Consider the following 26481-nt stretch of genomic DNA (forward strand, 5'->3'; position numbering starts at 1 on the left):
CCTATGAAAATAACGTTTATAAATAAATAAGTTTATTCTTTCGTCGCTGCGTCCTTAAGGGATAATGCTGAGTCCAGTTATTTCCCCGGAGTAATTCGATGAAGAGCCTGCCGTTCTTTTTCGCTGTATTAACCCTCAGCACATTAACAGCCTGTAGTTCTCCCCAACCAGACAATGTTGAAAAAATTAATCATCTGCAAATTCCACTGGTGTTGCCGGGGGAAAAACCGCCGCAGGCACAGATATCGCATATCGCGTCTCTTTATCAGGAAAATAAACAGCAGATCGAGACCTTAACGCGTAGCGTAAAATCACAGTATCTTCAGGACACCACCGCAAAAGAAATTTTTGTTGCGGACAGTGACGTTCAACGCGTCTATGCCTCGCTGACCAAACTGGAACAGTTAGATATGGTTAATCAGCAATACCTGAAAGATAATAATGTCACGGGCCTGCAAAATATTCATATCATTCTTGAACCGTTATTCACCAGCTGAAAATAAAAAACCCGGCAATATAAGCAGCCGGGTTTTTATTAATGGGCATATCACGGGCATCAGTCGTACTGACCAAAGCGATAGCTAAGCCCTGCGGTGACGGAACTCAGGTCGCTGCTTACGCCAATCTGGTTAACATTGCCCACGTTGCTTACCCACTGATACTCCAGGCGACCCGCCCAGTTTTTATTGAAAGCGTATTCAGTACCCACGGCTGCAAGCGGGCGCACACCAGTTTCAAAACGATTGTGACCACTTACATCGGATTCAGCGCGATAGCCCATTGCACCGGCACGGCCGTAAATATCCCAGTCATTGGTCAGGGCATAACTGGCCTTCAGAGACATTTGCAGGCCCTGCGTCTTCATTTGCGCCCCGGCGCCATGCTGACCTTTAATCTGCATGTTGCCTAAATAATCATAACCGCCTTCTACCGCAAGCCATGGGGTAATCTGATAACCCGTATAACCCCCCCCGCCGACATTATCATGGTCAAAATCGAAATGATCGGAATGCGTGTTCTCAAACGCTTTTGAACCCATATTGGTATCAAAATAGTGAGACCAGCCGAATTTCGCCCCGCTATACCAGGTGCCCGCATCAGCGGCGGCGAACGCGGAAGTGGCGGTAAATGCATTAGCCATAATCAATGCGATAACTGTCTTTTTCATAAAATTACCGTTTACTTGATAAAGTTAAATCTGAGAAAGCAAACGATATAGAAAATTAACGGTGGCGTTAATTCCATTTCTGTTTAATTTTAAACTTTCGCTAGAATGACTCGGGTAAATGTCTGACCTCAAGCAGATATCCACCGCGCTTAAAGGCGATATATTCCCCCTGCTTAAGGGCGGATAATACATTGAGTATACTGCTGCGAGAGAGCAGCGTACGATCCTGGATATATTCCAGAATCGTGGTACGCAGACGCGTCTCTTCCGGGAGCAAAATCATTTCCTGAAGGTGGTTACGAATAACGGAATAGGTACGCTGCTGGAGTACCTGGGCATCACGGAATATTAAATAGGCCGTATGGTATGAGAGCAGCGCGGCGACATCCTCCCAGACGCCCTCGGCGCGAAACAACTCAGCCGCCTTGTCCGCATCGAGACGTAAAATAGTCGACTCCCTTTCCGCACGGAGAAGGTGCCCCTGCGTAGGCTGGATCATCTCTGCAATACCAAACAAATGCGGCTCGTAAACGGTCACTACCACCAGTCCATCCGAAGCCCGCAGCAGGGACAACTCCCCTTCCAGAAAGAGGTACATCTGCTGTTTCCCCTTCCGTAACCAGGTAAGTCGCTTACGCGGAACAACGTGCACTTTCTCCGCTATCGGCTCAAGGATGGCGGTCAGTCGTTCGATGGATTTTTCGGGTCGAACAGGCGGTAAAATATGCATGGTACAACCTTCTGACATTGAATATCTGCCATTATAGACCATATATTTTAAGCGGTTAGCCGATCAAAACTGATAGCTGTAGTTGACGCTGGCAAACCAAAGATAAGGATGATCGTAACTTCCGGCAAACGCCGTCGGCGATTTCACATGCGACGACTGCATATGAAGATACGACACGGCAATACCTATATTGCTGGCCGGGGTGATCTGATACTGGGCTCCCGTGCCAAATCGCCACTCATCGCCGGTGGGTAAGGTCAAGGCCACATCACTCTGACTTTCATACGGCGAACTGTCGAACGCCACACCGGCATTCAGTCGCCACTGAGGTGTTGGACGATACTGCACGCCCACCGCACCGTGCCACGTATCTTTCAGGCGGCTGACGTTGTTCAGTTGCTTATCCCCAACGACGATTTGCGGCGCACCGAACTGGCTCCAGTCCTGCCAGCCGAGATCGCCCATAACCGACCACCGCGGGTTAATATCATGCACAAGACTGAGCATGATTTGCTGCGGCGCGCTGATTTGTGCCGACACCGGCAGGTCGTAGGCGCCATTCTGAATGCGAGCTTTGCCGTTAACAGAATAGCGATAGTTCGTCTCGCTGTTCCATATAATACCGGCTCGCGTCTGGTCGGTCAGTTGCATGAGTAACCCAAGCCGATAGCTCATGGCCCAGTCCTCATCATGCTGTCGATAGTCTTTATCATTAACGTTGCGGGTCAGCGAGAAATAACCGTAATTAACGTTGGCGGACGCCCCTATTGAGAGGCGGTCGTTGAGCTTGTATGCCAGTGACGGACTGAGCGTCATTGCGACCAGGGTGCTCTTTTTAATCAGCCTGTCGCCCGCCCAGCTACCGTAATCGATCCCCAGACCGTAATTACCGTAAAGCCCGATCCCGGCATAAAGATCATCGTTTATTTTCTGGCTATAAAAGGCGCTGGCATTCGGGATGGTTTTCATCACGTCGCCGGGGCTTTGATGGGCATCGTTATCCAGCTGGTTATCGATGGAGCCATCCATAACCTGTAACCCACCGGTGACCATATGATCCGGCAGGCGCGTCATGCCAGCAGGGTTGGTCATGATTGTCGAGGCGTCCTGCGCACGAGCCGCCTGCCCTGCTCCGGCAAGCGCGGTATCTTCGGTGCCGACTTCATAAAAATAGAGGGCGCTGGCATGGGTACTGGAGGCGGCAAATAAGCCCGCGCACAGGAGGAGTCGTGTTTTCATCTGCGATCCGGGAAATAAAAAATTTGCCGACAGATATAACAGGGGCGTCTGATGACGTAAAAAGAAAGAGGGTTTAATTTTAAATTATGCGCGGTTCAGCCCCTCTTAATATCTCTGACAGTTCAGCGACGTCCAGAATAAGGCGCCGCTACGTCCTGCACCTGTAATACACTCAGGTACAGGACGATAAAATCCAGGAATTTTGTTCAGGTTTATCCGGCCTTACTTATAATGCTCCAGATTGGTTTCCGGGCCCGTTCTGGCAATTTCCTGAGCTTTGCCGAAACTTTCAATCAGGCACTTATATTCCGGACAGACATGCTCTGCCAGGATCTCAGCAAAGCGTGAGCCTTCCGCGCGGTTCCAGGTTCTCATTAATTCAGCGACAATGGCAAACGTATCGGTAGGGATCGCCCCCGCCTGAGCCACACGCGCGATGGTGGTATCGGTCGCGATTTTGGACCAGTTCCCCGAGGCATCCACAACACAGTAAACCTTGTACCCTTCCTGGACAGCGCTAACCGCAGGGAACGCCATGCAGACGCTAGTGAGCGTGCCGGCAATAATCAGGGTCTTTCTGCCCGTCTTTTCCACTTCCTTCACAAACGCCGGATTATCCCAGGTATTAATCTGCCCGGTGCGCGGAACATACACGGCATGGGGTGCATATTTGTGAATTTCCGGGATGAGCGGGCCATTGGGACCGTCAGGGACAGAGGCCGTGGTGATCACCGGGATATTTAAAAGCGTGGCAACCTTGGCTATCGCTGTCACGTAATTACGAAGGTCTGGTACAGGCACATCACGTACCGTGTTGAATAAGCCACTCTGATGGTCGATGAGTAAAATTACAGCGTCATCAGTATCAATCATACCGTTTGTAGCAGCCATATTTCTTTCCTCATGATTTCTTTTACATTGCCGTCAACTCTCCCGGCTCCGCGATTTTACATGCACCTGGTCAGGCTATAATGCATTGATAAATCATAATGAATAGTAGTCCGATCCGGTCTGAATACCGCATCATTTCAGGACAATTTCTGGCACGGTACGCTGAGCCATCGACGCTGACGGAAAGTCATAGTGAGGAGAAGAGATCCTTACAATGCCGTTATGCGGCCATTCGTATTCGTTCGGCTGAAGGCAAGCGTTACTCCTCACAGGGATCCCCCTTATCCTCCCGCATGGATTCAATAAACTCCCGTTGCTCCTCTGTGAGTTCAAGCGCATCCAGCAAGCGATCTAACTCTTCTTCAGGTGATTCCTTTTGGTTCTTTCTCTTCCCGGTAGCCATACTCACCCTTGAGTTATTAGGATTAATCTCAGGGTATCCAGGGTACAGGAAATGTGCAACTTAGCGTGTTATGCCATGGGTGATTCGTAGTTTAGGAGAAGAAGGCTTTTTACTACGAAAAGAGAGCTTTTTGCCTGTTGCAATAAAGCGAGGCAAATTGCAACGTAAGCAAAGCGGTGTGACGCAGTGGCAACACCAGGATATTTCATACAAACCCCAGAAAAATAGTTAGCGTCATAATTAGTTGCCTGACCGTGCTCCAACAGAGCCGGGGATATTTTAAGCAGGAGGATGTAAACCGGGAGGATAAAGAGACGGGACACCCACGGGGGCGGGTTGTGAAAATACTTCCTGTTGCCTTCGACCTTATTGCACGTAAAATGACCAGACACATTTTGGGAAGGAGTCTTTAATGGATATTGCGTTGCTCAACAGGGGCTGGAACAGAACATGGTCAGATACCATGGTGAATCTTGAAGCCCGGAAACTCGTCGAAACAGCAAATCGGCTGTCAGCATTCTATTTGCAAGATGGTCTTACACGAATCAAGTTTGTCGAAGAAATAAAACAGGTTGTAGATAAAGAATTTGAAACTGCACGACGGGCCAAAACCGATGAAGAATGCATTGCATGCATCAAAAATCTGCGTGCCGAAACAGATAATCTACACGAACAAGAACGCCTGTTAAGAACCAGAGCCGCACAGCTTTACGCGAAGGTCGAATTTGTTAAGGAAAATAATAAAATCGTCGGTTATGTTATATCCGCTGTAAATGTGGTGCTATCAGGCGTGGTTCTCTTTGGTGGCTTTATGATGTTATCCACTATGGGGCCGATTGGTATGCTGGCTGGGGCAGTCCTGATTGCCGATGGAATGAACGGATTAACGAAAGAAGTGCTCAACTTTGATCAGCCAGAAGGAAATAAACCCTCGCAAGGTATCATTGCTGACTCCGCGATGCATACGGCCCAGTTCATGGGATTTAATCCTAACACGGGCTTGGCTCTCTATAATGGTGTTACTCTTGGTGCCAGTGTGTACAGCATTGTAGGACTCGCTCGAAAAACTGGAGCCTGGAGATTATTTCGCTGGCTTCCACACGATTACTATCGCAAAGTCAGCACAATGAGCACTCCTAAGCTAACAATGAAGATTGTCGGTTATGGTGTTAAAGCAAAAGTGATTTTCGATCTATTGACAACCGAAAATGGAACCAGTTAATCCTTGATAGTTTTTCGGTAACGCCAGGATTTATAGGAAATTATCGGCGGCTGCGCGAAGGACATAATGGCAACCCCAAAGATCATCGCCAGCCCCCATGCAACTGCTCTATCAGGTGAGCTGAAGACGATAAGTAGCAGTAGGATTAAGGCACACACAGCCACCACTCCCGCCAAGGTAACAAATCGCCTGGCGAGGTCATTTATGGCCTCTCCAAGCGTTCCTCCATATTTTTCAATGTTACTTTTTATTTTCTGCAATTCGGGCTGCGTAAACCCTGAACGTAACAAAGCCTCATCAGTCACTTTCATATCGTCTCGTCCCTTATCTCCCAGAAGTGTTTTCCCAATCGCTGATTGTGCAAGCAATCATACTGATGAACTTTACAGCATTCCACATGATGTTTGTCCATTGAATCAGATTTCAGACAATAGCAGCCATAAAGCCCCGTTAGTGATACAAGCAACAAGCGGAGCGTAGCGACTTCATCAGGACAACCTAGTTGGTTTCGCTTTGCGAAAGTCACCAGTGACCAAATCAGATTGTCAGAGAGATCACACCTTATCAGGGTGCTCGTGTACCTTTCGGAGCGTGAGCGAAGCGCTGGCAGAGCCTGCATGTCGTGTGCAGGTACGTTTACCACTATTCACCTGTTTACGTGGCTCATGGGGCCACACATCGGGCTTAAATGCGTGTGATCACTCTGTTTCGGGAATTATGCCAGGTACGCGGCTTTTTGTTCGTTGTTGTACTGTCGCGGTAAGAACCTGGAACCACCGCCAGCGTGGATGATATGTTCCCTTGTACTACAGACCCTGTCACGCGACGACAGGTACGGGCATAGAATATTGAGTAGTTTTAGTTGTACCTGCTAAAGCGGAGCAACGTAACTAACTGAAAATTTATAACTTTTTGATTTATGAGGAGACTCGAGCGGGTGAAGGGATTAGAACAAGCCACTCAATAAATTGAAAAATATGAAATTTTCAAGTTATATATTTACTTATACCCCCAAAGATACCACCAAAGCACAGAGGCTTTGAATTCAAGCAATTACCTTTGTCGATAAATCAGCAGGAAGCGAGATGATACCAAATGACAAGGCATACTCAAAAGCAGCGATACCGTTAGCATCAGACTAATTACGATTCATTAAACCCAGATCGCGGCGGGCCCTCATGAAATCGGTAATCGTGAGATATGGCGTTTGTTCTTGCCAGCTAAACCCTCTGCGATCGATACGGACCAGTTCGTACTTTTCCACCAGAAAGTTAACGGCATTAGCAAGAGTAATACCGGCATCGATATGTTCCTTTATAACGGTTTCATCACTAAAAGGTGTATCGTTTAGCGTCAGGCCATAATGTTGTTCCAGCAGCCGTGTAAGTAGCATTTGCCAGACAGCTACGGGCGACAGACAGGGCTTCGCCGCCCGCATATTTGTTGCAGGTAGAAATTTCATTTTTTCTCTCGTGAAAGTAATTAACGTTGAGTGGGATAAACAGCGATGTATACGTAGCCGAAACTATCCACTCCGGCCTTACGCAGACGTCGTTCATCGAGATATCCCAGAGCGATATTGAGCAGTAGTGTGATAAACCAGTACCGTCCGCCCGAGACGGCCTCATATGCCTCGTCAAATGACATCCCGCTCAATCCTGCCGTCCACAACTCCAGCGCATAGCCAATAAAAGGCGCAAATGCCAGTGTCCATACCACTCCGCCTGGAATGCGGTGCCCCGGCAGCGCTGGTGGTGTGGTGCTGTGGAGCAGCGCCGAAGCCAGCGGGGTGGTGGAGACCGGTTGCCAATCCGTCATACCCTGTCGCCATACCAGCGTGGTTGCCGTCAGTTCACCGCGCATAATCAGGCCAGTGATGTCGTCTTCGGTCACATTGTCGTGACGTATGCCATTTTTCTCGTAATGCCAGGTCATTGTTTTTCCTTCTTAACAGAGGCAATTAAATCAGTGTGTTGCCCTGCTCCTCCTCAGAGGGCCCAGGAGACAGGACTTCGCGAATACAGCTGAAGTGCGGAAGCCGGGTTGTGATAAATAGTGATGTTATTCATATCAGTATCTCATTACAAAGTGAAAGAGAGACGTAGCGCCAGCGCGGCCAGCGTTACAAACAACACAGGCAGAGTCATGACGATCCCGGTGCGGAAATAGTACCCCCAGGTGATGGTCATGTTCTTGTGTGAAGGAACATTTAGCCAGAGCAGCGCTGCCAAGATACCAATAGGTGTAATTTTCGGTCCCAGATCGCACGTTGGCAGAGATCATCGCCACTTTGATAACGTCGGTTGCGGTGTTTCTTGCGGTGGGAGTTCTGGATCAGAAGACTATTCGACAGTGGCTAATGAACCACTCACATTGTCCCTTCGGAAGAATTATTGCTAAAAAACAAGATATTCACTTTATGAAATTTTAAACACTCATGAATATTTCTTATAAAAGTAAAATTGAATAATTAAGTTCAACCATTTATACAATAATTGATTTAATTGAATTGTAATGTTAACATATGTAGACATGGTTATCATTTCATAAAATCCCATCAGGCCTCCCTGAGGGCGGTAGCGTTTCTTGATTAAACCTCTCTGACAAGGACTATCTAAGTGACAAAGAAAAGAAAAAAAGGATTGAGTCTTGCGACTAAAATAAAACAACATGCAACCGCTCTAATTAAAAGAAACATCAATAATCGCTCAGTCATAAAAAAAGACAGAAAGGGCCGCTTAATTATCCCCAAAAAAGGTATTAATGGTGCGGGTTTACTTTCAGGTCTAAGGGATAAGGACTACAACGAATCGCTACACGAGTTGAAAAATACTTTAGCAAATAAGGATGTACGAAATTCAATTATTCCATATGCCTTTCCTCATACTGTTGAAATAAAAGAAAGCGTGAGGTATAAAGATTCATTTCATGGGTTATTTTACGACCTTGAATTTGAAATTATCATCCTCAATGCCTTTTCAGATGAAATAAAATATTTTCTAGAGTTACAACATGAGTTTGATTGCTTGCTACTGAATAGTAGATTAGGAGAAGCGTCAGAAACTCTCCAAAAAATATTTGATACTTTTGGGTATAGCAATTGGTATATTTCTTCAAAGCTAAATTTGTTTTTTGAAATGGGGAATTCAAAAGGTTTCTTAGAATACCATAAAAAAATAACATCCATATTCAAAGAAAACCAATACAATAATTTATCAGAAGTTCATCTGAGTTACCCGTTCATAAGATGCGATAAAGGCGTTTCATTCGAAAGATATACATTTGCGATTCAGCATCAATCTGAAGAGTTCAAGATTTCGCGTAACGACACAGCCATAGAACAAATTGATTTTTCACATTGCTACTCCCCGGAAAAAAATTATAACCACCTTTCTAAAATAATATGCGAGAATTCATCGAGTAATATAATAGATCGCTATTTGAATTTCAGAAGAATAATAATAAGTTGCCAACTTCATAATCGACTTGATGGATTCAATTTTTCTAGTATCAGAGATTTATATTATAATATCAACGATTCAATTCTGCGAAATATTCTATGTGCGAATAAAGTACTGGAGTTCAAGTATAATGTAAACGATGAGCGAATTGCTAAGGTTGGAGAACTCTATTTCAAAGGCCATTATAATGACGCAGCCATCTTATGTGAAAAAATACTTGATGAAAACCCGCTGTCGACTTCAATCATAGAAATCTTTGTAAAATCATTAATCAGGTGCGGCCGTCGTTGTGAAAAAAAATCACTTCTAAATGATATAATTAATAAAATTATTGATTTATACACTGAAAGTTATAAAAGTGAGTTAATTAAATTACTAATGAAGGACTTTTTACGTTTATATCATTGTAATTGGGCTTTTTTTATAAAACTCCAGTGTGAGAAATTTACAGTTACTTCTGAAAGCGATCCTAGCGAGTATTTATATAGCTTTTTAGATTTCCATACTTCACTCGCTAATTTATTTAGCAACGAGAATATAGAAATCAATCATTGTGGACAAGAAATTATATACAAAAGAATTTTGTCGCTAAATGATGATGAGATAAATAATGATACATTCATTGATAAAGGTCGAAAATTAAAAACCCTCGGCGACAAATATTTTCAACAAAGAGAATATAACACTGCGTATCAATACTACAATGAACTAGCCAACATTGAAGATCCATTATATAGTGAACACGCACTATCACGCTTGGCTATGTGCCTTTTTAAGGAGAACCATATAGATCAAGCGTTTAATCGCATAGCAAATCTCATAAAAACGTCCTCCAATGCCATTTACTCTTGCCTTAAAGAATTCTCAATATTCATAATTGATAGTAACAATAATGATGTGAATTTAGAGCAGTTAATGGATAGGGTAATTATATTAAACACCTTTAACAATCTAAAAAACAATGAATATTCGTATATTTTAACTTTAATCTGTGAAGATATCCTTGAACGATTGGATATCTCACGCGCTGAAGAAATATATATTGACATTAATAATTCCTACTTCTTCGAAAACGTGCTCAATGAAGATATAATGGAGACGTTTGATATCTTCGAAAACAATAAAGAAATATTACTTTTCAGGATGGTTACATTACAAAAATTAGTTTCTTTTAATAATAAAAGCGATGAAGAAATAGATATATTAAGAGTAGAGATGTTTCGAACCTTGGAGAAACTTGTTAAAGAAATATGCGTAACTGATTGCGGTACAGGAAGAATTGAAGTTGACACAATATCAGTGAAAATAAATGCCATCAGTAAATTCTCTGATGATTTTGAATCAATAAAAAAATCAGAAAAAATCCCATTTAGGGACTCAGATTACACCGAGATAACTAAGGATTACGAAAGTTTCAGCTACAGTTCCAATAATTACTATTCGAAAGTGTTAGATCTATTCTATAAAATCAGAGATGAATATACTATCAGCCCTCTTTATGGGTTAGATAATTTTCTCAATCTTAACATCCGGCATGGTGGAATAATAAACCTACTCTTAGGTCCAATTAAAGCTCACAAGTTATTCTATCTCAAAAATGACAAAGGTATTTATGAAAGAGAAAACTATTGGTTTGAACAGTATGTATATTTGAGCAAAGTTAATCGTGAGTTAATTGATGATGCCTTTAGACAATTCTCAAGATCTATTGATAAAGAAGTGCAAACTGCCAAGGGATGGATTCATATAAATACTGGTGAGTTTAATGAAGGTGAAAAAGTATTCAACTTTTTCTCCGATCCAGGTGTCATAGAAAAACTAGGCGGAAATATAGATGACCAATCGAACTTCGAGGATTTTGTTAATTTAATTATAGATTACTTAGTATCACAAACAAATGATGCACTTGAAATCTTAAAAAATAAAGTCGATACAGTTCTTAGAAAAAATATAAATAATTGCTTTGAGGTTTTATCTGACGATATCACAAATATATCTAGACTTGATGAACTCAAAAGAAAAATTCGGCTATCACAGCGAGAAGTTAATGAAAAAATCAATGAGCTAATATCTTGGTTAGATTGGAAAAATGAGACAAACAATCCATTCTTAATAGGCTCAAGCTTTGATGCTGCGTTAGATATGACTAAGAGCTTGCATCCAAATGTTAGTCTAGAAACTAATCTCATTGATGACACACATATAACAATTAAAGGTGATTACTTTAGACGATTCGTAACTATATTCTTAATATTGATTGAAAACTCAATAAATCATTCCTGCATGAAAGATACAATCGCCATAAATATTGCTGTGACAAATCATGACTCAGAAAATATACTTATTAGATTTTCTAACAAAGCATCTTTAGAAGCATTGCAAAAAATAAAAGACAAAATTGAAAAACTTAAATCCCTAATAAATAGCAACTACATCATCGGAGCCAACGGTGAATCCGGAAGTGGATTATATAAAATAAAAAAACTGTTTTCTTACGATATGAGAGTTAAAAACTACCTAGATATATCTCTTGACTTCGATAATGAATCGTTCAACCTATCAATTTATTTAATTCAGGGGCAAATTAATGCAAATCAAAATATTGTTAGCTGATGACAGCCCTGAAAAAGTAACCTACATAAAAGAAGCCTTAGATAAAAATATTACTTATGATTCATTGGATATTACTAAGTCTTACAAAAGCACAATGATGGCTATCAAGGATAATACATACGATCTACTCATTTTAGATATGTCAATGCCGACTTTTGAATCTAGAGACGATAAGACGATACTAACGCCTAGACCACTTGCAGGGAAAGATGTGTTAAGCAAGTTGCATTATAGGAAAGTTAAAATCCCTGTCATCGTTCTAACTCAGTTTGATGTATTTGGAAGGTTAGTTGATGCCATAGGCTTAAGTGATTTAACAGAAGATTTGTCAAAATCATTTCCCAACAATTTTAAAGGATGCGTATTTTACGATCCACAAAGTTCCAAATGGGTAAATGAACTTATTTCAATAATAAATGGAATTGAATTCAGTGAGTAAATATCTGATTATTGAAGATGAGAAAAATAAGGCTGACGTAATTAAAGCTGAACTTTTAGATTTTGGCATTCACGAAACATCAATTAATCATGTAAAATCTATAAAGAGTGGTTTAGAATGTTTAAGGACTACTAAATATCGATTAGTCATTCTAGACTTGAACATTCCTGCAAAAGATGATGAAACCCCCAAAGAAAATGGTGGAGTTATTTTTTTAGGGAAGCTAATTCGAGATAAGAGTCGATATATAAGACCTAATCAGATTATTGGTCTGACGGCTTATCCAAAACTTATATCCCTTTACGAAACAAAATTTTCGGAGCTGGATTTCTCACTAAAAGATTTTTCATCATCCTCATGGAAAACAACGATTAGAAATCGCATTGAATGGAGCGCAGAATCTTTAATTGGAAAGGAAAGATCTCCTGGTAAAAATATTGTAGTGTCTATACATGGCATCCGAACTTTAGGGAAATGGCAGAATAAATTTGAGAGTGAAGTAGCAAGTAAGTTACCTGAATTTATAATAAAAACTTATCGTTATAATTATTTTTCTTGCATTCAGCTATTATTACCCTTTGCCAGAAATAGGATTATAAAACATTTTAGAGAGGAGCTAATTCATATCATCAATAGCTATCCAAATGCAGAATTTCATTTTATTTCTCATAGCTTTGGTACATACGTTTTAGCCAATGGGATTATAACCCTTCCTATAGATACGGAATTAAAAATTAAAAACATTATTTTAGCTGGTAGTGTTTTAAAAGAAAACTTTCAATGGACATTATTAAAAAACAAGTTTGACATAGAGAACATAATTAATGAATGTGGTTATAACGATAATGTATTACTTTTATCAAAAATCGCATGTATTGGCATGGGGATGGCGGGACGCCGAGGGTTCATGGGTTGCGATGAAGTAGTTAACAGATTCTATCATGGAGGACATGATTTTTTTGATCGGGAACCAAATTTCATGAGCAAATATTGGCTTCCTTTTTTTGGTGGAGATGTGACTGCTCACGATGAACGGGATTTCGGAAATTTTCGCGAGAACATTGAGATACTTCTATCAACCAGAATAAATATTCTCTTAATTATACTGGTGATATGTCTTTTATTTTTTTTCATCTAACCTCAATCCTTCATCAATGTTAGTGAGTGTACTATTTTGAATTATTCCTTAAGCTAATCCTTTGTAAAGTTGTTTTTTGTATTCGCCTCCTAGTTAAAGAAGGTCCTTCAGCACAATAACACTGAAACTGACTAAACATCTAAGTACATTATGCCGGTGATGTTATCGTGCGCTCTGACTAAAAAAGCGAAAATAACCACTTTTCATAAAAAATGAAATTATCTGTACTTTATCTAACAAATGGATAAAAATTATATCTGCAGGATAATAATGTTCTACTCAAGATAAAAATCTGCAACCAATGCTGCCATTTTGGATAACCTCAATGGCGGCATTGTTTTATAGAACTAAGTGTTTAAAAGTGATTACATCCGTTCAGAGCGATTGGATTTAGCTCTAGATATTCATTAAACACTACAAAATTGATGTACCTGTAAAAATTGACATCAATGGCGAAAGATTAAATAATTTAAATACAATAAATCACCTGACAAAAAGAGTCTAATTACAGTCAAAAAGAGTTAGAAATTGTTATTGGAGGTGATACGCCCCTACATACTTGGAGCACAAAAAAACACCTGCAATTAGTCAATTAAATAAATAGCTTATAAAAACTAGAATATTTTTACTTTCGCTTAAATTCGTTAACCTTTGCAGCCAGAGATTAAATAGTCGGAATACCACTGCATCATCTCCCTTCTCCCTTCAAGATACTGAGCGTGGTTATATGTCCCGCGAATTGAGTTCTTATCGACGTGAGCCAGTTGTAACTCAATCCAGGCCGAGTTGAATCCCTGCTCATGCAAAATGGTACTCATCGTGTGGCGGAATCCATGCCCTGTGACGCGACCTGCATAGCCGATACGCCTTACCAACACAGTCAAAGCCATATTGCTCATAGGTTTCTTAGGATCATTACGTCCAGGGAACAACAACGCTCCTGCTCCCGTCATGGGTTTAAGCTGATTAAGCAGGTCAATTGCCTTGCTTGATAATGGAACCAGATGAGGGCGGCGCATTTTCATACGTTCCGCTGGAACATTCCAAACCTTTTTCTCAAAATCAAATTCCTGCCACTCCGCTTGCCTCAACTCCCCAGGCCTTACTCCTGTTAAAATAAGCAATTGCATCGCAATCTTAACAAGCACACTACCAGCATAGGTGTTCAGAGTCCGAAGAAACTCTGGCAATTCATCCTGGGTTAAAAAAGCATAGTGCTCTTTCTCATGAGGAGTAACGGCGCTGGCTAGGTCAGGTGCTGGATTGTACTCGGCCCTGCCAGTCACAACGGCATACTTCCAGACCTCACCACAACGCTGGCGAACCTTACGGACCTTCTCAGTTGCTCCTCGTGCTTCTATTTTTGAAAGAACAGTAAGCAACTCCATCGGCTTGATATCTTTGATTGGCCGGTGACCGATATAAGGAAACACATCCTTTTCAAAGGTTCTCAGCATCTCTTCACGGTAAGAGACAGACCAGCGGTCATAGCGCCGCTGATACCACTCTCGCGTGATAGCCTCAAAAGAGTTTTCTGTGTCTTGTTGACGACTAAGTTTCTCAATTTTCCGTTCAAGCGAAGGATCATTGCCAGCCGCTAATGTTCTTTTTGCATCCTCACGCTTACTTCTGGCTTCAGCTAAAGAAACATCAGGGTAAACGCCAATAGCAAGTAGCTTCTCTTTACCTAGCGAACGGTATTTGAGGCGCCAGTATCTCTTACCGTTAGGATTAACCAGCAGGGTAAAGCCCACCACCATCGGCCAGTTTGTAGGGCTTCTCTTTGGGTTTCGCAGTTTCAACCTGCCGAGCAGTCAGCTTCATTGGGGGTACCTCTCTGCAGGGGGTACAATTATACCCCCATCTATACCCCCACATTAGGGTTGACCCAGGGAGAGTACAATTGAGTTCAATAGACTAATTGAATGCTATAACTGCTGATTTATCAAAGTAAAATTGAGTTTGGTAGACTTCAGGAGACTTGAGTTTGGAGCGGGCGAAGGGAATCGAACCCTCGTATAGAGCTTGGGAAGCTCTCGTTCTACCATTGAACTACGCCCGCTTTGAGGTGCGTAAGGCATTATAGACCTTACGCCTCTTCATACAAGCCTTTACCCCACTAAGTGGCGATTAAATAATCACTTAGCACTTCGGCTTACTGCCCTGCGCGGGAAGATAACGCTGCGGATCGATGGCCGTGGCCTTATAGCGGATCTGGAAGTGCAGCTTCACCGTATCCGTCCCGGTACTGCCCATGGTCGCAATCTTCTGCCCCGCCTTCACGTTCTGGCCGTTATTGACCAGCATCGTGTCGTTATGCGCATACGCCGTAATGTAGTCCTCACCATGCTTAATCATGATCAGGTTACCGTATCCACGAAGCTGGTTACCGACATAGACCACCTTCCCGGCCCCTGAAGCGTAAACCGGTGTGCCGCGTGCGGCAGCGATATCAATACCTTTATTGCCACCTTCCGAGAGCGAGTACGGCGCAACCACTTTTCCGCTTGCAGGCCAGATCCAGCAGCGCTGACCGACCGGCGGCCAGGATGATTTAGGCACCTGATAGGATGGCGTGACTTTGGCTGTTTTACGCGTTGAGGACTTTTTCCCTGAGGAGGAACCGCCGTTAACCTTGAGCTTCTGCCCTACCTCAATAGTATACGGTGGAGAAATATTATTCAGGCGCGCCAGCTCCTTCACGCTGGTTCCCGTGGCGCGTGAGATGCGGTAGAGCGTGTCCCCGCGCTTAACGGTATAGACTGCACCGGAATAACTGCCCATATCCGAAGATTTACTCCCCGAGCATCCTGCTACAAGTAGCGTCAGCGTCAGGCAGAAAACGGCAATGATCGGGTTTCTCGTCAGGCTTCCTGCAAACAAAACAGCTCCTCGGTCAGCGTGAATGGCGCACTATGATAGCAGCCCAAACTGATGCGGGTCATGCCCTTTTCCGCTCTGTGGGCCAAACCGTTCGCATAAGAATGCAGTATAATAATTCCGCTGGTGGTGCTGAACCATTAAGCATTTTGGCACTGGAGCATCAATGAGTATTCAAGAACACGTTATTTTGGTAAATGACCAGGGAAAGGTGATTGGCACTCAGGAGAAGTACGCCGCGCACACGTCACACACCCCGCTACACCTGGCCTTCTCTTCATGGCTGTTTAACGCTAACGGAGAATGTCTGATCACCCGGCGCGCATTAAGTAAAAAAGCCTGGCCCGGCGTATGGACCAACTCCGTTTGCGGCCATCCACAGGCCGACGAAGCGACAGAGCAGGCGATTATCCGCCGCTGCCGCTTTGAAGTCGGCGCCGAAATCACAGACATCACCCCCATTGCCCCGGAGTTCCGCTACCGTGAAGCCGACCCGTCAGGGATCGTTGAAAACGAAATCTGCCCGGTCTATGCCGCCCGCGTAACGAATACCCTCGCAATCAATGACGATGAAGTGATGGAGTATCAGTGGGTGGAGCTGGACGCGCTATTCCGCGCGCTGGACGCCACACCGTGGGCATTTAGCCCGTGGATGGTGCAGGAAGCGAACACCGCGCGTGAAAAACTCAGCGCCTTCGCGGCGCAATAAAAAAGCCCCGGCGATAAACGCACGGGGCTTTTTTTACGTCTTAACGGCTTATTTCACCGGACGCATCGCCGGGAACAGGATCACGTCGCGGATGGTGTGGCTGTTGGTGAACAGCATCACCATACGGTCGATACCAATACCCAGGCCAGCCGTCGGCGGCAGACCGTGCTCCAGCGCGGTCACGTAGTCTTCGTCGAAGAACATCGCTTCGTCGTCGCCTGCCGCTTTCGCGTTAACCTGATCCTGGAAGCGCTGCGCCTGATCTTCTGCATCGTTCAGCTCGCTAAAGCCGTTACCGATTTCGCGGCCACCGATGAAGAATTCGAAGCGATCGGTGATTTCCGGGTTCTCGTCATTACGACGCGCCAGGGGAGACACCTCCGCCGGGTATTCGGTGATGAAGGTCGGCTGAATCAGGTGCGCTTCGGCCACTTCTTCGAAGATCTCGGTCACGATACGGCCCAAGCCCCAGCTCTTCTCAACCTTAATACCGATGCTTTCAGCGATCGCTTTCGCAGAGTCGAAGTTATCCAGATCCGCCATGTTGGTTTCCGGACGGTATTTCTTGATCGCTTCGCGCATGGTCAGTTTTTCGAACGGCTTGCCGAAGTCGAACACCTCTTCACCGTAAGGCACCTGGGTGGTGCCCAGAATGTCCTGCGCCAGGGTGCGGAACAGGGATTCGGTCAGCTCGATCAGATCTTTGTAATCCGCATACGCCATATAGAGTTCCATCATGGTGAACTCTGGGTTATGACGTACGGAGATACCTTCGTTACGGAAGTTACGGTTGATCTCAAACACGCGGTCGAAACCGCCGACCACCAGACGCTTCAGATACAGTTCCGGCGCGATACGCAGGTACATGTCCAGGTCCAGGGCGTTGTGATGGGTGATGAACGGACGGGCTGAGGCACCGCCTGGGATCACCTGCATCATCGGGGTTTCTACTTCCATAAAATCGCGGTTAACCATGAACTGGCGAATACCGGCCATGATCTGGGAGCGAATTTTGAAGGTCTTACGGGATTCATCGTTAGAGATGAGATCCAGGTAACGCTGACGATAGCGCGCTTCCTGATCCTGCAAACCGTGGAACTTGTCCGGCAGCGGGCGCAGGGCTTTGGTCAGCAGACGCAGTTCGGTGCAGTGGATAGACAGTTCACCGGTCTTGGTTTTGAACAGTTTACCTTTCGCGCCCAGGATATCGCCCAGGTCCCACTTTTTGAACTGCTCGTTGTAGATGCCTTCCGGCAGGTCGTCACGAGAGACGTACAGCTGAATGCGGCCGCCAACGTCCTGTAAGGTCACGAAGGACGCTTTACCCATGATACGACGGGTCATCATGCGGCCCGCCACGGACACTTCAACGTTCAGCGCTTCCAGCTCTTCGTTCTCTTTACCGTCGAAGTCTGCGTGCAGTTGGTCTGAGGTGTGGTCACGACGAAAATCGTTCGGGAACGGCACGCCCTGCTCACGCAGCGCTGCCAGCTTCTCGCGGCGGGTTTTCAGTTCGTTGTTAAGATCGACTACCGCGTCAGCGCCCTGTGCTTGTTGTTCAGACATGTTGGTTCCTCATAACCCTGCTTTCAAACTTGCTTCGATAAATTGGTCCAGGCTGCCGTCCAGCACCGCCTGCGTGTTGCGGGTTTCAACCCCGGTACGCAGGTCTTTGATGCGGGAGTCATCAAGGACGTAAGAACGGATCTGGCTGCCCCAGCCGATATCGGACTTGTTGTCTTCCATCGCCTGCTTCTCAGCATTTTTCTTCTGCATCTCCAGCTCATAAAGCTTCGCTTTCATCTGCTTCATGGCCTGGTCTTTGTTCTTATGCTGGGAACGGTCGTTCTGGCACTGTGTTACCAGCCCGGTTGGAATGTGGGTAATACGCACCGCAGATTCCGTACGGTTAACGTGCTGACCACCCGCGCCGGATGCGCGGTAAACGTCGATACGCAGGTCCGCCGGGTTGATGTCGATATCGATATCTTCATCCACTTCCGGGTAGACAAACGCGGAGCTGAAGGAGGTGTGACGACGGCCGCCGGAATCGAACGGGCTCTTACGCACCAGGCGGTGAACGCCGGTCTCGGTACGCAGCCAGCCGTAAGCGTAATCGCCAATAATCTTGATGGTGACGGATTTGATACCCGCCACTTCACCTTCGGACTCTTCGATAATCTCGGTTTTGAAACCGCGCGCTTCCGCCCAGCGCAGGTACATGCGCATCAGCATGCTCGCCCAGTCCTGCGCTTCGGTACCGCCAGAACCTGCCTGAATATCGAGATAGCAGTCAGCGCTATCGTATTCGCCGGAGAACATGCGACGGAATTCCAGCTGCGCCAGCTTCTCTTCCAGCACGTCGAGCTCTGCCACGGCTTCGTTAAAGGTTTCTTCGTCGTCGGCTTCGACAGCCAGCTCCAGCAGCCCAGAAACATCTTCCAGACCCTGCGCCATTTGATCCAGCGTATCTACGATGGCTTCGAGGGAGGAACGCTCTTTACCCAGCGCCTGAGCGCGCTCAGGTTCGTTCCAGACGTCCGGCTGTTCCAGCTCGGCGTTTACTTCTTCGAGACGCTCTTTCTTGGCATCGTAGTCAAAGATACCCCCTAAGAACGTCAGAGCGCTCCGTGAGGTCCTGAATGCGGTTTTTTACCGGATTAATTTCAAACATGGTCTGTTTTCTTTTATGAGCTTGTCAAAATGCGGTGATAAGAGCGGGATTGTACCGAATCCACGCCCTTTTTTATAGAGATTACTGACGCTAAATTGGCCAGATATTGTCGATGATGATCTGAAGGGAGCGGTTACCGCGGAACTCGTTAATATCCAGCTTATAGGCCAGCTCAACCTCGCGCACGCCGTTGTCCGGCCAGATGGAGGTATCAACGTTAAAGGCGATGCCATCGAGCAGCGGTCCGCCGCCGACCGGTTCCACCATCACTTTGAGATGGCGTTCGCCCACGATGCGCTGTTGCAGCAAACGAAAACGTCCGTCGAAAAGCGGTTCCGGGAACATCTGCCCCCACGGGCCGGCATCGCGCAGCATCTGCGCCACCTCCATGGTCATTTCAGCCGGTGAAAGCTCACCGTCAGAAACCACTTCACCCTGCAACAGAGCCGGATCGATCCACTCGGTGACCAGTTCGCCAAACAGACGCTGGAATTCGTCGAACTTCGCCTCTTCCAGCGACAGGCCTGCCGCCATCGCGTGACCGCCGAACTTAATCATCAGGTTCGGATGCAGCGTATCCAGACGCTCCAGCGCATCGCGCATATGCAGACCCTGAATGGAACGACCGGAGCCTTTCAGCGTGCCGTCCCCGGCGGGGGCGAACGCAATCACCGGGCGGTGGAAACGCTCTTTAATGCGCGACGCCAGAATGCCCACCACGCCCTGGTGCCATTCAGGGTGATACATCGCCAGCCCGCCCGGCAGGGTATCGCCGCTGCGCTCCAGCTTTTCGCACAGGGTCAGCGCTTCGGCCTGCATCCCCTGCTCAATCTCTTTACGGGTCTGGTTGAGTGCGTCCAGCTCACTGGCCAGCACGCGCGCTTCGCCGATGTTGTCGCACAGCAGCAGCGCGACGCCAACCGACATATCATCCAGCCGCCCCGCCGCGTTCAGGCGCGGGCCGAGGGCAAAGCCTAAATCGCTTGCCGCAAGCTTCAGCGGATCGCGGTTGGCAATTTCCAGCAGCGCCTTAATTCCCGGACGGCATTTACCTGCCCGAATGCGGCTTAAGCCCTGCCAGGTGAGAATACGGTTATTGGTATCGAGCGGCACCACGTCCGCCACGGTTCCCAGCGCCACCAGATCGAGATACTCCGCGAGGTTCGGCACGGCAATTCCGCGCGATTCGAACCAGCCCTTATCTCGCAGCAACGTGCGTAACGCCAGCATCAGATAAAACGCCACCCCTACTCCGGCCAGCGATTTCGACGGGAAATCGCAGTCGCGCAGGTTCGGGTTAATGATGGCTTCGGCGGCAGGCAGAGTTTCGCCTGGCAGGTGGTGATCGGTGACCAGTACGGGGATCCCCAACGCATGGGCATGATCGACCCCCGCATGAGAGGAGATCCCGTTATCCACGGTCATGATCATCTGTGCGCCACGGGCGTGGGCTTGATCGACCACTTCCGGGCTGAGGCCGTAGCCGTCTTCAAACCGGTTCGGCACCAGGTAAGTCACGTTCTCGCAGCCCAGCGCACGCAGGCTGAGCACGCTCAGCGCGGTACTGGTTGCGCCGTCGGCATCGAAATCGCCCACCACGACAATCCGCGTGCCTTCCCGGAACGCGTCGTAGAGCATTTCAGTCGCTTTTTCGATGCCACTCAGCGCTTGCCAGGGCAGCATGCCTTTGACGCTGCGCTCAAGATCGCTTGCCGTACGCACGCCACGGCTGGCGTACAGCCGCTTTAACAGCAGCGGAAGCGTGTCTGGTAAATCCGCGGTTTCACCCGCATCGCGGCGGCGCAGTTTTATCGGGGCTTTCACGCGAATTATTTACCACCCATCTGTTTCTGGTGCTCGTCGAGGAACGCTTTCATCTCTTTTGGACCCTGGTAGCCCGGTACCACGTAGCCGTTACTCAGCACAATGGCTGGCGTACCGCTCACGCCAAACTGTACGCCCAGCGCGTAGTGGTTAGCGATGTCGATATCGCAGGACGCGGGCTTCACGCCTTTGCCGTTCATCGCGTCATCAAAGGCCTTGTTGCGGTCTTTCGCACACCAGATCGCTTTCATATCCTGCTCAGGCTGGCTCTGCACGCCGGCGCGTGGGAAAGCCAGGTAACGCACGGTAATGCCCAGCGCGTTGTAGTCTTTCATCTCTTCATGCAGCTTGTGGCAGTAGCCGCAGGTGATGTCGGTGAAGACGGTAATAACGTGCTTTTCCTGCGCCGCTTTGTAGACAATCATCTCTTTTTCGAGCGCGTTCAGGTTTTTCATCAGCAGCTGGTTAGTGACGTTCACCGGCTGCGCGCCACTCACGTCGTACATAGGCCCCTGAATGATGTGCTTGCCGTCTTCGGTCACGTACAGCACGCCGCTGTTGGTCAGCACCGTTTTCATGCCAGCCACCGGCGCTGGCTGGATCTCGCTGCTGGCGACGCCGAGTTTCGTCAGAGACTGTTTAATGGCGGCATCGTCCGCATGGGCAATACCGGAAATCGAAGCTGCCAGCAGGGTGAGCAGCGCTAAAGACTTTTTCATATTTGTTCCTGTAACAATTCGTCGGCACTCACGCGCGAGGGTGGTGCTGTTGGTGTAGCTGCCGCAGGCGTTCCGTCGCGACATGGGTGTATATTTGCGTCGTTGAAAGATCGCTGTGTCCAAGCAACATCTGCACCACGCGTAAATCAGCGCCGTGGTTTAACAGATGCGTCGCGAAGGCGTGACGCAAAACGTGCGGCGACAGCTTCTCACTGTCAATACCCGCCAGTGTGGCGTAATGTTTAATGCGATGCCAGAACGTTTGTCGCGTCATCTGCTGCGCGCGCTGGCTCGGGAACAATACATCTATGGAGACGCCGTTCAGCAGCCACGGACGCCCGTGTTCCAGATACGTCTCCAGCCAGTAGACCGCCTCTTCACCCAGCGGCACCAGCCGTTCTTTGTTCCCTTTACCGATAACGCGCACCACGCCCTGACGCAGGCTGATATCGCTCATCGTCAGGCCCACCAGCTCGGAAACGCGCAAGCCCGTGGCATACAATAGTTCAAGCATGGCTTTATCGCGTAACTCCAGCGGAAGGTCAACTGCGGGCGACTGTAATAATCTCTCAACTTGTGCTTCGCTGAGATCTTTTGGCAGCCGCTGAGGCAGTTTAGGCGATGCCAGCAGTGCGCTGGGGTCATCCGCGCGGATCTTCTCGCGGTACAGGTGCTGGAACAGGCGGCGCATGGCGCTCAGCAGACGTGCGGAGCTGGTGGCTTTGTACCCCCCTTCCATCCGCTCGGCCAGTAACCCTTGCAGGTCATCGCTTTGCGCGCTTTCAAGCGTCAGCCCACGATGCGCCAGCCACTCGACCAGCAGCGTGAGATCCCGACGATAGGCGCTGAGCGTATTTTCAGCGAGGTTTTTCTCCAGCCACAGCGCGTCGAGAAACTGTTCGATGAGTGCGAGATCCTTTTCCACATCAGCCCCTTTGGTTCTGCAATCTGGCCATTATGCCTGATTGCCATCGGTTTCTGGTACACTACGCGCAAAGTCATAGCAAGAATTGAGATAGTTACGCGATGAATATTGGTCTGTTCTATGGTTCCAGCACCTGCTACACCGAAATGGCGGCGGAGAAAATTCGTGACATCATTGGCCCGGAACTGGTGACGCTGCATAACCTGAAAGATGACGCGGTTGCCTTGATGGAGCAGTACGATGTGCTCATTCTGGGTATCCCTACCTGGGACTTTGGTGAGATTCAGGAAGACTGGGAAGCCATCTGGGATCAGCTCGATTCAGTCAATTTTGAAGGCAAAATCATTGCGATGTACGGCATGGGCGACCAGTTGGGCTACGGGGAGTGGTTCCTTGACGCACTCGGCATGCTGCACGACAAACTGGCGCCAAAGGGCGCGACCTTTATCGGCTACTGGCCTACGGAAGGCTATGAGTTCACCAGTCAAAAACCGATTATTGCCGACGGTCAGCTGTTTGTCGGGCTCGCGCTGGATGAAACCAACCAGTACGATCTTAGCGACGAGCGCCTCCAGAGCTGGTGCGAGCAGATTCTGGGTGAGATGGCCGAGCAGTTCAGCTGATTTACTCCTGCGTCGGCTGTTGCACGATCAACCGGCGCAGATCTCGCCACTCCGCGGGATCCATACTGTCTGCGGCCAGCCACAGGTGCTGGCGACGGTTATCCTCGACCCGACGCAGCCGTAGCATCATCCCGGTGTTAAGCATCCACGGCGTCCCCATCATCTCCCACTCTTTTCCCTGCCAGCGCAGGCGAGAATCCATCAGCAACTTAATTTCACCCTGACGGGCGTTGATTCGACGCTGGCTGCGCACGCTGTCAAACACCACAAACGACAGCAATAGCAACCACAGAGGGGTATAGCTAAGCGGCCACGGCACCAATAACACCAGTGCCGCCACCAGCCCGTGGAGCAGTAAGGACATCCACTGTGAGCGCCACGAGACGCGAAGATCAGATTGCCACAGGACCACGTTCCTGATTCCGTGTTTGAATTAATTGCACCATCCGTTGCAACTCGGTGTCGGCGGGCTTGCCGTGATTCATCAGCCAGTTGAATAAATCCGGATCGTCAGACTCAAGCAGACGGACAAACAGGCGCTTATCGTCATCGCTTAAGCTGTCGTACTCATACTCGAAGAAAGGCATGATGGAGATATCAAGTTCACGCATGCCGCGACGGCACGCCCAGTGAATACGGGCCTTGTTGTTAATATCCATGTTCTGTTTCCTGCATTACGTTTGGCACAGTCGGTATCCCGCTTGGTATTCATTATTGCTCTCCGGGAACACCTGCTAGTGTAACGTGTTTTTGACCGTTTCTTTACTGGAATATTGCGAACCTCGAGCAGGCTCCCTGAATAATCCTTATAAAGACAGCGGATTACACTATTTTGCGTAGCGCCACGCATAACCGCGTAATGGCACGAATGGCCTGCTGAAAGCGCTTGCATTGAATACAGTCTCTTTTACCATTAGGTATTATCAAAGCGTTAAGCAATTCAGGACATCACTATGGCATTTACACCATTTTCTCCTCGCCAGCCCGCCGCCTCTGCGCGTCTGCCGCTGACGCTGATTACTCTTGATGACTGGGCACTGGCGACACTGACTGGTACGGACAGTGAAAAATACCTGCAAGGCCAGGTCACGGCGGACGTGGCGCAGTTGACTGAGCACCAGCATCTGCTGGCCGCGCATTGCGATCCAAAAGGCAAAATGTGGAGCAACCTGCGTCTGTTCCGCCGTCAGGACGGATTCGCCTTTATTGAGCGCCGCAGCCTGCGTGACGCCCAGCTTAAAGAGCTGAAAAAATACGCGGTCTTTTCTAAAGTCACCATCGCCCCGGACGATGAACACGTTCTGCTGGGGGTCGCGGGTTTCCAGGCGCGTGCAGCGCTGAAAAACCTGTTTGCCGAGCTGCCGGATGCTGAAAAACAGCTGGTCAGCGAGGGAGCGACCTCCATTCTGTGGTTCGAACACCCGGCGGAGCGCTTCCTGCTGGTAACCGACGAAGCAACGGCGGAACGCGTCACTGACGCCCTGCGCGGTGAAGCACAGCTCAACAACAGCCAGCAGTGGCTGGCGCTGAACATCGAAGCGGGCCTGCCGGTGATTGACGCGGCAAACAGCGCGCAGTTTATCCCGCAGGCGACAAACATCCAGGCGCTGGGTGGTATCAGCTTTAAGAAGGGCTGCTACACCGGTCAGGAAATGGTGGCGCGTGCGAAATTCCGCGGCGCGAACAAACGCGCCCTGTGGACGCTGGCTGGTCACGCCAGCCGTGTGCCGGAAGCGGGTGAAGATCTTGAGATGAAGATGGGCGAAAACTGGCGCCGTACCGGCACCGTGTTAGCCGCCGTCCAGCTCGATGATGGCCGCCTGCTGGTGCAGGTTGTCATGAATAATGATATGGAGCCCGACAGCGTGTTCCGCGTGCGGGATGATGCAAACACGCTCAGCATTGAGCCGCTACCGTATTCTCTGGAAGATTGATGCTGTATCGCCCGGTGGCGCTGCGCTTACCGGGCCTACGGTGTTGATATTCTCCCTCTCCCTGTGGGAGAGGGTCGGGGTGAGGGCATCAGACCGCACCTTACAAAAAAACTACACCTGCCCAACATACAGATAAATTGCCAGGAAGTGGCACACGCTGCCGCCCAGCACAAAGCCGTGCCAGATGGCATGGTTATACGGGATACGCTTGCAGACGTAGAAAATCACGCCCAGCGAGTAGACCACCCCGCCCACCGCCAGAAGCGTCACGCCCCCCACCGCCAGCTTAATGGCTAACTGATACACCACAATCAGCGACAGCCAGCCCATTGTCAGATAGGTAACCAGCGACAACACTTTAAACCGGTGCGCAATGGTCAGCTTAAACAGGATCCCCAGCAGCGCCAGGCTCCAGATCACAATCATCAGGCCACGCGACAGCGGTGAGTTGAGCCCCACCAGCAAAAACGGCGTATAGGTACCCGCAATAAGAAGATAGATAGCGCAGTGGTCAAATTTCTTGAGCCATATCTTCGCCCGTTGATGCGGAATAGCGTGATACAGCGTTGAGGCCAGGAAAAGCAGGATCATACTCCCGCCATACAGACTGTAGCTGGTAATGGCCATCGCGCTGGCGTTGGTATCCACTGCCTGTACCAGCAATAACACTAAGCCGACAATCCCAAAAACCAGGCCAATGCCGTGGCTTATACTGTTGGCTACTTCCTCAGCCAGCGAATATCCCTGTGCGATTAATGGTCTGCTCACCATACTTAACTCCGGGAAAACAAAAGATGATTATTCATCGCCAGTCTATGCTAACTGAGAATGATTCCAGTGAACACCTGTTAGCTAAAATAAATCCACATTCAAGATTTATCCTTATAAA

25 protein-coding genes, 1 tRNA gene and 3 pseudogenes are annotated in these 26481 nt (G+C 47.9%); 8 read left to right on the plus strand and 21 right to left on the minus strand.

Annotated elements, in window-relative coordinates:
• Positions 1–98: 98 nt before the first annotated feature.
• A complete protein-coding gene (locus tag ACWKXX_RS17985) occupies positions 99–497 on the plus strand; it encodes a hypothetical protein (protein ID WP_045330801.1) in 399 nt (132 codons plus the stop codon).
• A gap of 59 nt (positions 498–556) precedes the next feature.
• Here the strand turns inward: ACWKXX_RS17985 and ACWKXX_RS17990 are convergent, their stop codons facing one another.
• The 5 genes from ACWKXX_RS17990 to ACWKXX_RS18010 all read right to left on the minus strand — a co-directional run bounded on the left by ACWKXX_RS17990 (position 557) and on the right by ACWKXX_RS18010 (position 4431).
• Complete coding sequence (locus ACWKXX_RS17990; RefSeq protein ID WP_284329618.1) at positions 557–1168, minus strand: outer membrane beta-barrel protein; 612 nt, start codon at positions 1166–1168, stop codon at positions 557–559.
• Positions 1169–1268: 100 nt separating this feature from the next.
• Entirely contained in the window at positions 1269–1898 is a 630-nt protein-coding gene (locus ACWKXX_RS17995; RefSeq protein ID WP_015571785.1) for a winged helix-turn-helix transcriptional regulator, read from the minus strand.
• A 63-nt stretch (positions 1899–1961) separates the two neighbouring features.
• Positions 1962–3137 (minus strand): OmpP1/FadL family transporter, encoded by a 1176-nt coding sequence (locus tag ACWKXX_RS18000; RefSeq protein WP_261666029.1) that lies wholly within the window; start codon positions 3135–3137, stop codon positions 1962–1964.
• A 222-nt stretch (positions 3138–3359) separates the two neighbouring features.
• On the minus strand, positions 3360–4028 hold the full coding sequence (locus ACWKXX_RS18005) for an isochorismatase family protein (protein WP_023295377.1): 669 nt from the start codon (positions 4026–4028) through the stop codon (positions 3360–3362).
• 259 nt (positions 4029–4287) lie between these two features.
• Positions 4288–4431, minus strand: coding sequence for a hypothetical protein (locus ACWKXX_RS18010; protein ID WP_176758427.1), 144 nt, complete (start codon positions 4429–4431; stop codon positions 4288–4290).
• A 412-nt stretch (positions 4432–4843) separates the two neighbouring features.
• Here ACWKXX_RS18010 and ACWKXX_RS18015 point away from each other — a divergent pair, with 412 nt between their 5' ends.
• A complete protein-coding gene (locus tag ACWKXX_RS18015) occupies positions 4844–5653 on the plus strand; it encodes a DUF4225 domain-containing protein (RefSeq protein ID WP_047051839.1) in 810 nt (269 codons plus the stop codon).
• Here the strand turns inward: ACWKXX_RS18015 and ACWKXX_RS18020 are convergent.
• The 5 genes and pseudogenes from ACWKXX_RS18020 to ACWKXX_RS18040 form a co-directional block, all read right to left on the minus strand.
• Positions 5650–5964, minus strand: a complete 315-nt coding sequence (locus ACWKXX_RS18020; protein ID WP_047051840.1) for a hypothetical protein — start codon at positions 5962–5964, stop codon at positions 5650–5652. The two genes, ACWKXX_RS18015 and ACWKXX_RS18020, sit on opposite strands and share 4 nt — an antisense overlap.
• Before the next feature lie 827 nt (positions 5965–6791).
• Positions 6792–7115, minus strand: coding sequence for a toxin (locus ACWKXX_RS18025; RefSeq protein ID WP_261666027.1), 324 nt, complete (start codon positions 7113–7115; stop codon positions 6792–6794).
• A 20-nt stretch (positions 7116–7135) separates the two neighbouring features.
• On the minus strand, positions 7136–7588 hold the full coding sequence (locus tag ACWKXX_RS18030) for a DUF4339 domain-containing protein (RefSeq protein ID WP_261666025.1): 453 nt from the start codon (positions 7586–7588) through the stop codon (positions 7136–7138).
• A 25-nt stretch (positions 7589–7613) separates the two neighbouring features.
• Positions 7614–7691: pseudogene (locus ACWKXX_RS18035) on the minus strand (transcriptional regulator); the annotation flags it as partial.
• A 43-nt stretch (positions 7692–7734) separates the two neighbouring features.
• Positions 7735–7966: pseudogene (locus ACWKXX_RS18040) on the minus strand (ArsB/NhaD family transporter); the annotation flags it as partial.
• Between the two features lie 305 nt (positions 7967–8271).
• Here ACWKXX_RS18040 and ACWKXX_RS18045 point away from each other — a divergent pair.
• Genes ACWKXX_RS18045 through ACWKXX_RS18055 form a run of 3 tightly spaced genes read left to right on the plus strand, consistent with a single transcriptional unit; the run spans position 8272 to position 13304 of the window.
• Positions 8272–11727: a tetratricopeptide repeat protein gene (locus ACWKXX_RS18045; protein ID WP_284329619.1), complete on the plus strand. Its 3456-nt coding sequence runs from the start codon at positions 8272–8274 to the stop codon at positions 11725–11727.
• Positions 11702–12166: a response regulator gene (locus tag ACWKXX_RS18050; RefSeq protein WP_131346801.1), complete on the plus strand. Its 465-nt coding sequence runs from the start codon at positions 11702–11704 to the stop codon at positions 12164–12166. Before ACWKXX_RS18045 ends, ACWKXX_RS18050 begins: the two co-directional genes overlap by 26 nt.
• Positions 12159–13304: a hypothetical protein gene (locus tag ACWKXX_RS18055; RefSeq protein WP_454540838.1), complete on the plus strand. Its 1146-nt coding sequence runs from the start codon at positions 12159–12161 to the stop codon at positions 13302–13304. Before ACWKXX_RS18050 ends, ACWKXX_RS18055 begins: the two co-directional genes overlap by 8 nt.
• A 644-nt stretch (positions 13305–13948) precedes the next feature.
• Here the strand turns inward: ACWKXX_RS18055 and ACWKXX_RS18060 are convergent.
• The 3 genes and pseudogenes from ACWKXX_RS18060 to actS form a co-directional block, all read right to left on the minus strand.
• A pseudogene (locus tag ACWKXX_RS18060) lies at positions 13949–15128 on the minus strand (tyrosine-type recombinase/integrase).
• Positions 15129–15292: 164 nt separating this feature from the next.
• Positions 15293–15366: transfer RNA gene (locus ACWKXX_RS18065), tRNA-Gly, on the minus strand.
• A gap of 80 nt (positions 15367–15446) precedes the next feature.
• The gene (actS, locus tag ACWKXX_RS18070; protein ID WP_022651807.1) at positions 15447–16187 is read right to left on the minus strand and encodes an amidase activator ActS; all 741 of its coding nucleotides are present in this window, start codon (positions 16185–16187) and stop codon (positions 15447–15449) included.
• Positions 16188–16350: 163 nt separating this feature from the next.
• Between actS and idi the strand changes: the two genes are divergently transcribed.
• Positions 16351–16893, plus strand: coding sequence for an isopentenyl-diphosphate Delta-isomerase (gene idi, locus ACWKXX_RS18075; protein ID WP_003863454.1), 543 nt, complete (start codon positions 16351–16353; stop codon positions 16891–16893).
• 48 nt (positions 16894–16941) lie between these two features.
• On the opposite strand, the gene lysS is transcribed toward idi, so the two are convergent.
• The 5 genes from lysS to xerD form a co-directional block, all read right to left on the minus strand.
• A complete protein-coding gene (gene lysS / locus ACWKXX_RS18080; protein ID WP_003863452.1) occupies positions 16942–18459 on the minus strand; it encodes a lysine--tRNA ligase in 1518 nt (505 codons plus the stop codon).
• Positions 18460–18468: 9 nt separating this feature from the next.
• Positions 18469–19567 (minus strand): peptide chain release factor 2 gene (gene prfB / locus ACWKXX_RS18085; protein WP_096147815.1). Its coding sequence is split into 2 segments (ribosomal slippage): positions 18469–19491 and positions 19493–19567, totalling 1098 coding nucleotides; the frame shifts between segments, so codons are not numbered across the junction.
• A 90-nt stretch (positions 19568–19657) separates the two neighbouring features.
• Positions 19658–21391 (minus strand): single-stranded-DNA-specific exonuclease RecJ, encoded by a 1734-nt coding sequence (recJ, locus tag ACWKXX_RS18090; RefSeq protein ID WP_023304383.1) that lies wholly within the window; start codon positions 21389–21391, stop codon positions 19658–19660.
• Positions 21392–21396: 5 nt separating this feature from the next.
• Positions 21397–22110, minus strand: coding sequence for a bifunctional protein-disulfide isomerase/oxidoreductase DsbC (gene dsbC / locus ACWKXX_RS18095; RefSeq protein ID WP_023295380.1), 714 nt, complete (start codon positions 22108–22110; stop codon positions 21397–21399).
• A gap of 28 nt (positions 22111–22138) precedes the next feature.
• Entirely contained in the window at positions 22139–23035 is an 897-nt protein-coding gene (gene xerD, locus ACWKXX_RS18100) for a site-specific tyrosine recombinase XerD (RefSeq protein ID WP_003863442.1), read from the minus strand.
• Positions 23036–23136: 101 nt separating this feature from the next.
• Here xerD and fldB point away from each other — a divergent pair, with 101 nt between their 5' ends.
• Complete coding sequence (gene fldB, locus ACWKXX_RS18105; protein ID WP_015571793.1) at positions 23137–23658, plus strand: flavodoxin FldB; 522 nt, start codon at positions 23137–23139, stop codon at positions 23656–23658.
• A gap of 1 nt (position 23659) precedes the next feature.
• On the opposite strand, the gene ACWKXX_RS18110 is transcribed toward fldB, so the two are convergent.
• Together ACWKXX_RS18110 and sdhE are read right to left on the minus strand one after the other, a co-directional pair.
• A complete protein-coding gene (locus ACWKXX_RS18110) occupies positions 23660–24070 on the minus strand; it encodes a protein YgfX (protein WP_017382887.1) in 411 nt (136 codons plus the stop codon).
• Complete coding sequence (gene sdhE, locus ACWKXX_RS18115; protein WP_003863437.1) at positions 24051–24317, minus strand: FAD assembly factor SdhE; 267 nt, start codon at positions 24315–24317, stop codon at positions 24051–24053. The genes ACWKXX_RS18110 and sdhE overlap by 20 nt, the downstream gene beginning before the upstream one ends.
• A 294-nt stretch (positions 24318–24611) precedes the next feature.
• Between sdhE and ygfZ the strand changes: the two genes are divergently transcribed.
• Positions 24612–25592 (plus strand): tRNA-modifying protein YgfZ, encoded by a 981-nt coding sequence (ygfZ, locus tag ACWKXX_RS18120; protein WP_261666021.1) that lies wholly within the window; start codon positions 24612–24614, stop codon positions 25590–25592.
• A gap of 111 nt (positions 25593–25703) precedes the next feature.
• On the opposite strand, the gene trhA is transcribed toward ygfZ, so the two are convergent.
• Positions 25704–26363, minus strand: coding sequence for a PAQR family membrane homeostasis protein TrhA (trhA, locus tag ACWKXX_RS18125; RefSeq protein WP_003863433.1), 660 nt, complete (start codon positions 26361–26363; stop codon positions 25704–25706).
• Positions 26364–26481: the final 118 nt, after the last annotated feature.

It is taken from the genome of Enterobacter sp. UPMP2061, assembly GCF_053709615.1.